Genomic DNA, 10760 nt, shown 5'->3' with positions numbered 1-10760 from the left:
AGAAGGTGGCCCTGGTGGCCTGCATGCGCAAGCTCCTTACCATCCTCAACGCTATGCTCAAACATAAGACCCCTTGGCATCTTTCTCCTAAGGTGATTTATGCCTAACTCTAAAGACGGTTGCTGAGACGCAGTCGAAGCCTGTCCTGAGCCTGGTCGAAGGGAATCTAATCATCGTGACTGCAACCACGTCCCTTTCACTACTGCCAGCCGGCCGTACCCAACGTAGGGGAGAGGTCACCTCGCCATTTCCCTTCTCCGCAGCGCCACAGAACCAGCGCCAGGAATCTTGAGGCTGACCTAATACTTAAACCCCAGCGGGTCTTCCATCGTCTCCGCCATCTCCAGGTACTCCCGCGCCGCGTCCTCCACCGCCGGGTCCCCCGACTTCAAGCACCGGCGCAGCGCCTTTTTCGCCAGCGGCCCCCCGATCGACCCTATGGCCCGAATCGCCGCCAGTTGCACCTGCAAGTCGTCATCACCGATGAGCGGTATCAGGTGCGGAATGGCGTCCTCCTCCCCCAGCTCCCCGCACGCCGACGACGCCTCGTACCTTAAGGCCGCCGTCGAGCTTTTCAACTCTTTGACGAGAATACTGAGCCATAGCGGCTCGCCCGTCTTGCCCATCGCGTATATGGCGCTGCACCTCAACTCAAGGCTGCTGCTGTTGTATGCCTTCTTAATATGGTCTGCGATGCCGTTGGCGCTGAACACCGCCACGGACTCCAGTGCGCGCCGCCGCACCTCCATCTCCTCTTTCTGGTTCACCAGCGACTTCATCAAGCACTCTTGAATCCTCTGCCCGTCGCGGCGCAGCAGCTTCCCCTCCTCCGCCAGCGACGCGAACTTCCCCAGCCCCATCGCCGCCGTCGCCCGCACTTTCGTCGACGAGTCGCCCTGGAGTGTCCTGCACAGGACTGGTATAAGCTGCCGCTCCTCATACTCCCACAGGCCCTCGATGGCCCGCCTGCGCACCTCTTCCTCTTCGTCCTCTATGCAGCGCCGCAGCACCACGCTGAAGTCCAATTCCGCGCTGTCCTGGGCCAGGCTCACCAGCCGGTCGACGATAGCCAGGCGTCTTTGCGGCGTCACCTCGCTCCACGTCGATCCGAATTGTTCTACCTGGTCTGAGGTTAAGTTAGATAGCTCATATAGGACTGTGTGCGCGGGTATAGCCCCTTCGCTCTTGATTTCGTTTAAACACCGCTCCAGCGGCATAACCTTGTCTCTACCCCCTCGTGGCCGCCGATACACCGGCGCAATATATGCTCGGAGTCTTTAGCGAACCGCCCACCCACCGGGCGTCCTTGCCCACTGCCTGGACCTTTTTGAGTACAGTATAAACATTGCCGTTTATCACTGTATTCTTTAATCTACCCGTAATTTTGCCGTTTTCGATGCGATAACCCAGCAGCACGTTGGCGTTGAAATCGCCGCCTAGTATGTTGCTCTGTCCCGCGCCCAGCAGCCTCTCCACCACTATCCCGTCCTTGATGCTCGACACCATATCCTCAAACGATGCCTCCCCCTCCGACACCACCGTGACGCTCACCCCCGGCGACGGCAGGCTTCCCAGACCGCGATGCGCGTTGCCGGTGCTATGCGTCTTAGCCTGCCCCGCCGTCTGAAGGTCGTACAGGAAGTTCGATATCACGCCTTTGTCGATGAGGGGCATAGCTTTGCTGGGCACGCCTTCATCATCGCACATGCGGCTGCCTGGGACAAAGGGGAGGTCGGGCTGGTCCCACAGGCTGATCCTCTCGTCCAAAAGTTGCTGCCCCAGCTTCCCCACCAGCGGCGACGACCCTTGCAGCACCAGCTTGCCGTTGAACCCCGCCATCAGCGGCGACAGCAGCGCCGACGACACACCCCGGGGCGTAAACACCGCCTCGACCACGCCATTAGCCGGCGACGCTATGTCTCTGCCCCATTCCAACTGCTGTATCAGCCCGTCCACCAGCGGCTGGTAGTCGGTGATGGGGTTGCAGGCGCTCTTCCCCTCCCACAAAAACAGCATGTCCGTCCCTCGAATCAGCGTCCCGCCTACTCCCACCGAAAATACGCTGGTGCTGTACTGGGCATAACCCCCGTTGGTGTTCATCAGTGTCAGGGTGCTGACATCCCTGCTCACTCCGGCGTCGCACAGCAGCTCCTTCTCGTGCTCCCTCGCCCGGTCGATCATCGTCTGCCCGAGGTTGACCATCGACTCCATCGGGTGCTTCTCCACCGACGGGTCGTAGGTGTCGATGCGTGTGAACCTCTTCCGTTTCGGAAAATCAAAGGCCGCCGTCGGTCCAAAAGGCGCCGTCTCCAGCGCGTCCTCCACCAGCCGCTTTGCCCCGCCCTCCTGCGACGTGGACGAGAATCCGACGCGCCCGTCCTTGATAAGCCGCAGCGCCATCCCTGACGACTCGCGGCTCTCCAGCGTCTTTAACCGGTTGGCCTCAAATCCCACCGGCTCGTTCCACCGCCGTACGTGGAACACCTCCGCCTGGCTGGAGACCTTTTTCGCCCGCTCCAGCACCTCTTCTATCATCTTTTTGTCGGTATTCTTATCGGCCGCCAATGAGGCACCTCTGTATTCGAATATGGGGACTCCCGTTAGACACCGCCAGCGGCGACTGCCCGCCCTTCCCGCATCCTCCCCCCTGGTTCATCGACAGGTCGTTAGCCACCGCATCCAGGCTCTCTAGCGTGGTGAACAGGTTCCCCGTCAGCATCACCGGCCTCACCAGCTCCTCCACCTTCCCGTTGCGAATCTTAAACGCCTCCCCTGCCGAAAAGGTGAACTGCTCCATGCTGGTCATCCCGCCGTACCAGTTGCTCACGTACAGCCCGTCTTTGACCTCCGATATTAACTCCTCCGCCGTCGCCTCGCCGCCTTCGATGTACGTGTTGGTCATCCGCACAATCGGCGGGAACGACGACCCGATGGCCCGCGCGTTCCCCGTTACCCCCTCCCCCAGCTTCGCCGCCGTCTCCCTCGAGTGCAGCCGGCCTACCAGCACGCCCTCCCTCAGCAAATAGCTCTTGGTGGAAGGCACGCCCTCGTCGTCATAAGCATAACTGCCCCGTAGCCCCGGCACCCCCGCTCCGTCCACCACGTTGAGGTGTTTCCCGCCGAACTTCCGGCCCAGCACCATAATCTCCCTCATCTTGGGGTCCTCGTAAACATGGTCCGCCTCGGAAAGATGACCAAAGGCCTCGTGGATAAACACTCCCGCCAGGATGGGTTCGATGATGACCGTGTACTCGCCGCCCTTCACCTGCGGCGCCGCCATCAGCTCTACCGCCCGCTGCGCCACACCACGCGCCTCTTTGTGCAGCCCTTCTATCTCAGAATACTCCCCCGGCGACCCGATGCTCTGCCCCGACTGCTGCACATCCCCGTCCTTCCGCACCACCGCGTTCAGCCGCAGCGTTATGTCGGTTTTCTCCTGCTCAATGTACGACCCCTCCGAGTTGGCGAAAACTCGCCGCAGTTTCCCATCACCGTACCCCACCGTGGACGTCGATATCCCCGGCACGCTCCATATCTCCGATACATACTCGTCCATCAGCCTCTTCTTGGTCTCAAGAGGTATCGACGTCGGGTCCTTCTTCACCGCCCGTTTCACCGAGTCCACCTTCGGCTCTACCGGCGCCAGCTTTATCGGCTCACCGCCCACCAGCCGCGCATTCCGTACCGCCGCCTTCACTTTATCCTTCAATCCATCCAGGCTGTTGAACGACACAAACCCCCACCCGCCTCCCGCCAGCGCCCGCACGCACCCGCCCCCCGATGAGCTCCGCCCCACCTCCTCCAACTCCCGTCCTCGGTATCGAATATACGCTGACTCGCTGCTGTCCACCCTCACCTCGATATACTGGGCTTCATGCCCCTTCATCGCTTCGCTGATCCGGTCTCGCAGATTGTTGTCCATGGGAACCTTTCTCTGGCGGTGCTAGTTTTGAATATAACTGCAATAGAGGTTTAAGAAAAGAGGTAGCTTGGGTTAGAATGCCACCTAATTAAATTTGGGCATCCAGATTAAATTAATCATGCCTTCCCACTTTATTTTTGTGGACGAAACTGGAGACCTTGGTCCAAAAGGCACCCCAATTTTTGGGTTTGGCCTAATCCAGGTTTCAGTAATTGAGTATGGAAGGATCCGTGAGATTCTCGCTGAAAAACGTTGGCGTCGCCGTTTGTACAGAGACTTTCAAATAGACCCAGGGGCACAACCAGCTTCAAATCTACTCATTCAACTGGGTGAACTCGCTAATTTCGGGAAGGTTTCAGCTAGCGGGTTCTATATAAATAAGGCACGGTACAAGGGGAAATATCTCGTTGACGAAGATAGCACCCGCTCAGAGAAAATAGAGTCTTCGCACCTATTGAGGAATTATTTGCTCAGGCGCGCGCTTGAGTTTCATTACAGCGACTTAGATGATTTTGTGGATAGGAGCCTAGACGCTGTTATTGACAGAATCGCTGTCAATGCTGATCAGAGAAGGAATCTGGAGGAATACCTCTCTAGTCACAAGATCATTGGCCTAAGTAAGCCATTTAGGATACCTAGAGTGGATTACGTCACTATCTCTGACTCAAGTTACACAGGAGCCCTTCAATTGGCTCATCTTGTAGCGGAAGTTCTAAAGAAATCTTGCCTAGGTCTTTTCCCGACAGCCAGAAATTCGACAAACGGATTCATCAAAATGGCGGAATTCTTGGGTTGATAACAAAATAAAAGAGTTAGGGGACGGGTCACCCCATTGGGTGGCACCGTCCCCTCGTTAGCAAATTAATAGGTACCCGTACCCTGCTATTTAATCATCTCACGTTTGCACTGTCAACCTTTTTATGTGCTATCATCCCTCCCGTGCCCGCCGTTAAACCCAGCCCCAAACCTCGACCCCGCAAGCGCATCCAGAAGCGAGGCCGCGCCCGGCTCTCCGCCCCCGAAATCATCCGCCTCCTCGGCTCCTCCTACGGCCCCTTCCAGCACGCCAGCCGCCTGGACCCCGCTGAGGAAGTCGTCCTCACCATCCTCTCCCAGCACACCTCCGACTACAACTCCGAGCGCGCCTTCCACAGCCTCATGCGCGAGTTCGGCTCCCTCGATGCCGTCGCTGACGGCGACATCCCCCGTATCGAGCGCGCCATCCAGACCGGTGGCCTCGCCAGGGTCAAAGCCCCCCGTATCAGGCAAATCCTCAACCTCATCAAAGAGAAGCGCGGCAACCTGGACCTCACCTTCCTCAAAGACCTCCCCCTGCCGGAAGCCAAGGCCTGGCTCCGAAGTCTCCCAGGCATCGGCCCCAAGTCCGCCGCCGTCATCCTCTGCTTCTCCCTCGGCATGCCCGCCATGGCCGTGGACACCCATGTCCACCGGGTGTCCAAGCGCCTCGGCCTCATCGGTCCCAAAGTCAGCGCCGACGACGCCCACGATATCCTCGAAGCCATGGTGGAACCCGACGATGTCTACCCCTTCCACGTCGCCCTCATCACCCACGGCCGCAAGGTCTGCCACGCCCAGCGCCCCCGCTGCGACGCCTGCGTCCTCGCCCCCGGTTGCCCCTCCGCCGGCATCGCAATGAAAAAGCCCCCCAAGAAAAAGCTAACGAATGCCAAGCGGTCGGGGGTGGGGCAGGGTGTTACGTCATTTCGGTGAGCTCCGCCACAGCCTGCTTATACAATGCGGAGGCCTATCCATCGGCCCTTTAGCCCTGAGCGAAGTCTCCCCAACCTTAGTTTTTATTCAATTGGAGAAGCTCGATCTATCGGCTTGTACTCGGATGTAGCCGAATGGGAAAGTCGAGAAACCTCAACACGCCGTCCGCCAGCATAACCCTCCATTTTGTCGCCTACCCCTTTCCCAGACGTAAGCTAGCGCAATCCAAGGATAGGTAATAAAACAACCTGTCAGCCTGAACTAAGAGAAGGATCTAGCGCATAGACCGCGCTACACTTACGGCCAACCTCTTGTAACCTTTACGCCCCATCCTCCCTCCCTCTATACTTTCCCCTTCTAACCTTTTCGTAAGCATAGGTGTCCCATGACCACCAAAGTCGGCATCATCAACGTCACCGGCTACGCCGGCTCCGAGCTAGCCCGCCTCCTCTACCGCCACCCGGAGGTAACAATCACCTCCGTCACCGGCCGAAGCTCCGCCGGCCAGAAGCTCGGCGACGTCTTCCCCCATCTGTCCGACTTGGGCCTCACCATCGAAGCTGAGCTTACCGGCTCCGTCGACCTGGTCTTCTCCGCCCTTCCCCACAAGGCCAGCGCCGAGCAGTGCATCCCCCTCCTCGACAAGGGCGTCAAGGTGGTGGACATCAGCGCCGACTTCCGGCTCAAAAACGTCAAGGAGTTCGAGACCTGGTATAAGGTCGATCACCCGGGCCCCCAGTATCTGAAAGAGGCCGTCTACGGCATCACCGAGCTCCACCGCGACGAAATCCCTTCCGCCCGCCTCATCGCCAATCCGGGCTGCTTCCCCTGCAGCGCCATCCTTGCCATGGCCCCCGCCGTCAAAAACGGCATCATCAGCCCAGATATAATCATCGATAGCAAGTCTGGCGTCTCTGGCGCCGGCCGCGGCCTCAGCCTCACCACCCACTTCTCAGAGGTCAACGAAAACGTCATGGCCTACTCCGTCAAAGGCCATCGTCACCTCCCTGAGATCACCCAAGAATTGGGCCGATACTCCGCCAGCCCTCCCGCCGTCACCTTCCTCACCCACCTCATCCCCATGACCCGCGGCATCCTCAGCTCCTGCTACGCCAGGCTCCAGGAAGACGTTGTCGGCTCCGGTTCTGAGGCCGAAAAACGCATCGTGGAAATCTATAAAGACTTCTACAAAGACGAGCCTTTCGTAAAGGTAGTCAACGCGCCGCCCCAGACTAAGCACACCCTGGGCAACAACCTCTGCCTTGTCTACCCAACCGTAGACATCCGCACCAACCGCCTCATGGTCATAAGCTGCCTGGATAACCTGGTCAAAGGCGCCGCCGGCTCCGCCATCCAGAACATGAACCTAATGCTCGGCCTCCCCGAGACCACCGCCCTAGAAGCCCTCGCCGTCTACCCCTAGTTACCCTTTTTGTCGCCCCTCCCATACCCGAAAATAATCGAAGAATCTGTTATGCCGACGCTCTGTGAATGGATGGGCTCCTGTTCCATCTGGTTCTCCCTCTTCTCCTATTGTCCAAGGAGAAGAGGGAGTTAGAGGGTGATGAGGTGAGCCTATTTTCTCTTCCCCTTCCAGTAGGCTGTACTCAGTCCCGATGCAGTCGGGAAAGAGGGAAAAAGGGGATGGTATCCCGCTTATGACCAGGTATGTATTGCGCATCACGTGCCTGCTGGTACTTGTCCAGCCTTAAAACTCGCTCTGGCAAACACTCCCCAATCCCCGTTATACTGAATCTTTGCACCGCCCCCATCGTCTAGTGGACTAGGACGCCGCCCTTTCAAGGCGGAGATCAGGGGTTCGAATCCCCTTGGGGGCACCAGCCGACCACTTTATACGCAAGGTGCTCAGCGTGCCGCCATCCTGGCCCTCCCTCCGCTCCCAATTCCCCACCCTCCATAACGTCACCTACCTCAACTCCTGCTCCCTCGGCCTTCTCTCCACCTCCTCCCGAGACGCCGTCAACCGATTTCTCGACCTCTGGACCCAAATGGGCGCCTCCGCCTGGTACGGCCCCTGGATGGCCGAACTCGCCGCCCTCCGCCGCGACTTTGCCTCCCTCATACACGCCTCCGAGTCCGAAATCGCCCTCACCCCCAACATCTCCTCTGGCCTCGCCGCCATCTCCTCCTCCCTGGACTTCTCCCGCCGTCCCAACGTCGTCACCACCGCCCTGGACTTCCCCACCGTCGCCCACCACTTCCTCGCCCTGGAGCCCCGCGGCATCCGCACCGCCATCGTCCCCTCCGACGACAACGTCACCATTGACTTAGAACGTCTCGCCGCCCACATCGACCACCGCACCGCCCTCGTCGCCACCAGCCGCGTCTTCTTCACCAGCGGCTGGATTCAGGACATTCAGGCCCTGTCTAAAATCTGTCACGATCGCGGCGCTCTGCTCTTGATTGACGATTATCAGGCCACCGGCCAGCTCCCCACCGACGTCCACGCCCTCGGCGCCGACATCCTCATCACCGGCGGCCTCAAGTGGCTCCTGGGCGGCCCCGGCATCGCCTACATGTACGTCCAACGCGACCTCATACCCACCCTCCAACCCACCGCCACCGGCTGGTTCGCCCATCGAGACCAGTTCGCCTTCAACCCCCAGAAAATGGTCTACAAGGACGACGCCCGCCGCTTCGAGGCCGGCACCCCATCCATGGCCGCCGTCTACGCCGCCTACGCTGGCATTCAGCTAGTCCAGTCCATCGGCTCAGACGCCCTCCGCTCCCGCACCTCCTCCCTCACTGCCGACCTCGTCTCCCGCCTCCGCTCCTCCGGCTTCCACCTCCGCATCCCCTCCGACCCTGCACGCCACGCCAGCATCACCATCGTCAACGCCAGAGACCCCCATCGCGTCGTCGACGGCCTCAAGGCTCAGAAAATCATCGTGGACGCCCGTCCCGGCGGCGTGCGCTTCTCCCCCTACTTTTACAATAACCAGGAAGATAACCAGAGGGCGGTTGCGGCCTTATCTAATCTTAGAGATACAATGCCAGGGGCCATTTAAGGCTTTGCTGATTAAAGAAATTAGGTTCTACTCTCCTATGGGTGTTAAGATTTTGATAGGGTAGTGAGGCATCTGTCTCCCCTCAGGTCCCTTCCCCCTTGAGGTCGAGATCCTTCAGTCATATCAATCCGGGATCCCGATGCCAATCGGGAGGGAAGGTTAGAGCCTGTCCTGAGTATGCCGAAGGAATAGGGGGTTGGTGGGGGATGCGGGGTCTGCTCACGACCCTAACCAGACGATAGTAAGGATTTGCTAGGAGTCTCTGGTGTTCAACTCGGTAATCTTCTGGATGGTGGCAATCATCGTCGGTTCCAGCCTCATAGGCTTCTTTCTGTCTGGCCGGCGAAAAGACCCCTGCCTCAAACACTTCCAGGACTATTTGACCACCATCCAGTTAAAGAACGGTAAGCGTGTCTTGGGTGAATTGGATGTCGAGACCTCGGGCGTGGAGCTCAGATACAAGGGCAACTACTGGGACGACGGCCACGTCGAGACCAGCTTTATCCTCTTCAAAGAGGAGTTCAACTCCATCTACGCCTTCTTTCGCTTTCTTGACCAGTTGTCTCCCGAAAGCCAGGAGCTGCGCCTGGACGAACTGGAGCGCGCCTACCACCCTCCCGCTTCCAAACGATTTCTGCGGCACACGCGAAACATGCTCAACACCCTCAAAGACTCCTTTGGCGCTTCCATCAGCGCTGCCACCAGCGTCGTCAAAAGCGCCAATCCCGCCCTTCGCGCCGTCTCCTCCCAGCAGGCCCACCTCGCCCGCGCCCAGAGCGATGTCCTGGGCTACGTAGGCGCCTCCTATGACCCCATCCTGGAGAAGCACATCGGCCACATGATTGTGCTGGAAATTACCAACAGCCAGGGTGTCATCGAAGAACACGTCGGCATCTTCAAGGACTACAGCGCCCAGTTCCTGGAGGTCATGGACGTTCCCTGGAAGACCCAGGACGGCGCCTTCGTTAAGTGCGACCTCATCCTCCCTCGCGCCCACGCCCTGATCCGTCACAGCGCCGAAGAAGTCCCCGCTGCTGCTCCTATCACCAAGGCAGACGTAGAAGCCCTCAAAACCCAGGGCCAGGCCGCTGACTCCTTTAAGAAGTCCGGCTAGGCCTCGGCCTCCGCCTCAGTGTTCAGCCGCCTCACCAGCCTGTTCACCACCTCCACCTGCGCATTCAGCCTCTCATGCGCCTCCTGCAAACGCCTATAAACCGCCTCCACTTCTGAAAAAGGCACCTCACGATTGCGATACCGCTCTTGCGCCACCTCGTACTCGCCTTCTAGTTTCTCGAACTCCGCCAGCAGCCCCTTATACAGGGCGTTGGCCTCTTCGTACTCCGCCTTCAGCCGGTTGTATCCGGAAATATCGCGGCACAGCAGGTGGGTGACAAAAATGTCGTAGCGCACGGGCGCAGCGTCTCCCGCCAGTGTCTTGCGCTCCACGAAAACTCCCATTCCGCCCACGTTCCACTTAGGCGTGATCATGTTTTCGTAATGCCCCGGGCTGTTAAACCACCCGTCGAAAGCCTCCTCCGCGATTACCCCCGCATCGTTCGATCTCGCGTTCTCCACCTTGTACAGGTTCTCCCCGCACGAAAAATCTCTAAGCCCCGGCGCTTCCACTCGTTGCTGTGGGCTGAGGCCGCTGGGATTTATATGCTCAAAGAATCTACGGCGGTACATGTCCTCGGAATGCTTCCTCGCCACCGCGGACAGCGCGTCGTTGAACGCCATCACCCTCAGCCCTTCGCCGTCGCGAAACAGGTTCACACGTTCGTGCGACTTCACTTCCGCCTCCCCGTAAGCCCCCGGCGAACTGTCAGGCGTCAGGCTAGCGCCAGGCGCTGCGGTCCGGCTGGGACTCGGCGTCGTCTTGGCCGATGGCGTAATGTTTGGCTGTAAGACCGGCGTCACGTCCTTAATGCTGATAGGCGGGGGCGACGTTGGCGTCGTCTCTAAGACCGAACACGCCGCCAGCATCAAGCTTAAGGCCGCAATAAATATCAGAGAGCGCAATTTAGGCATGGCAATAGTCTATACGCCCGCGTTGCCCCTTCCTAGAGACTGAGCCTGCC

10 protein-coding genes and 1 tRNA gene are annotated in these 10760 nt (G+C 59.1%); 7 read left to right on the top strand and 4 right to left on the bottom strand.

Translation table 11 applies throughout. The annotated features are described in order from the left end of the window. Positions 1–107 (top strand): IS110 family transposase (locus tag FJ320_09045; protein MBM3926110.1); only part of this gene is annotated, 107 nt, incomplete at its 5' end. A gap of 192 nt (positions 108–299) precedes the next feature. Here the strand turns inward: FJ320_09045 and FJ320_09040 are convergent. The 3 genes from FJ320_09040 to FJ320_09030 are packed head-to-tail and all read right to left on the bottom strand — an operon-like array spanning position 300 to position 3922. After that, positions 300–1217: a HEAT repeat domain-containing protein gene (locus tag FJ320_09040; protein ID MBM3926109.1), complete on the bottom strand. Its 918-nt coding sequence runs from the start codon at positions 1215–1217 to the stop codon at positions 300–302. 10 nt (positions 1218–1227) lie between these two features. Next, positions 1228–2565: a TldD/PmbA family protein gene (locus FJ320_09035; protein ID MBM3926108.1), complete on the bottom strand. Its 1338-nt coding sequence runs from the start codon at positions 2563–2565 to the stop codon at positions 1228–1230. Next, positions 2552–3922: a TldD/PmbA family protein gene (locus FJ320_09030; protein ID MBM3926107.1), complete on the bottom strand. Its 1371-nt coding sequence runs from the start codon at positions 3920–3922 to the stop codon at positions 2552–2554. Before FJ320_09030 ends, FJ320_09035 begins: the two co-directional genes overlap by 14 nt. Positions 3923–4016: 94 nt before the next feature. Between FJ320_09030 and FJ320_09025 the strand changes: the two genes are divergently transcribed. The 6 genes from FJ320_09025 (at position 4017) to FJ320_09000 (ending at position 9796) form a co-directional block, all read left to right on the top strand. Continuing rightward, on the top strand, positions 4017–4718 hold the full coding sequence (locus tag FJ320_09025; GenBank protein MBM3926106.1) for a hypothetical protein: 702 nt from the start codon (positions 4017–4019) through the stop codon (positions 4716–4718). Positions 4719–4753: 35 nt separating this feature from the next. Then, positions 4754–5653: an endonuclease III gene (locus tag FJ320_09020; GenBank protein MBM3926105.1), complete on the top strand. Its 900-nt coding sequence runs from the start codon at positions 4754–4756 to the stop codon at positions 5651–5653. 385 nt (positions 5654–6038) lie between these two features. Then, positions 6039–7076 carry an N-acetyl-gamma-glutamyl-phosphate reductase gene (locus FJ320_09015; GenBank protein ID MBM3926104.1) on the top strand — a complete coding sequence of 346 codons (1038 nt, stop codon included), beginning with the start codon at positions 6039–6041 and terminating at the stop codon, positions 7074–7076. Positions 7077–7417: 341 nt separating this feature from the next. Continuing rightward, positions 7418–7494: transfer RNA gene (locus FJ320_09010), tRNA-Glu, on the top strand. Further along, positions 7483–8682 carry an aminotransferase class V-fold PLP-dependent enzyme gene (locus FJ320_09005; protein MBM3926103.1) on the top strand — a complete coding sequence of 400 codons (1200 nt, stop codon included), beginning with the start codon at positions 7483–7485 and terminating at the stop codon, positions 8680–8682. The genes FJ320_09010 and FJ320_09005 overlap by 12 nt, the downstream gene beginning before the upstream one ends. Before the next feature lie 265 nt (positions 8683–8947). After that, entirely contained in the window at positions 8948–9796 is an 849-nt protein-coding gene (locus tag FJ320_09000) for a hypothetical protein (protein MBM3926102.1), read from the top strand. On the opposite strand, the gene FJ320_08995 is transcribed toward FJ320_09000, so the two are convergent. Beyond that, positions 9793–10710, bottom strand: a complete 918-nt coding sequence (locus FJ320_08995) for a hypothetical protein (GenBank protein ID MBM3926101.1) — start codon at positions 10708–10710, stop codon at positions 9793–9795. The genes FJ320_09000 and FJ320_08995 overlap by 4 nt on opposite strands. Positions 10711–10760 lie beyond the last annotated feature (50 nt).

The sequence above is a fragment of the SAR202 cluster bacterium genome (genome assembly GCA_016872285.1).
Lineage (GTDB): Bacteria > Chloroflexota > Dehalococcoidia > Lucifugimonadales.
This window is presented reverse-complemented; position numbering and strand designations above follow the sequence as displayed.

Bases quoted from the DNA above. Each gene is read 5' to 3' on its own strand.
- FJ320_09040 (MBM3926109.1), bottom strand. From the start codon at position 1,217: ATGCCGCTGGAGCGGTGTTTAAACGAAATCAAGAGCGAAGGGGCTATA.
- FJ320_09030 (MBM3926107.1), bottom strand. From the start codon at position 3,922: ATGGACAACAATCTGCGAGACCGGATCAGCGAAGCGATGAAGGGGCAT.
- FJ320_09015 (MBM3926104.1), top strand. From the start codon at position 6,039: ATGACCACCAAAGTCGGCATCATCAACGTCACCGGCTACGCCGGCTCC.
- FJ320_08995 (MBM3926101.1), bottom strand. From the start codon at position 10,710: ATGCCTAAATTGCGCTCTCTGATATTTATTGCGGCCTTAAGCTTGATG.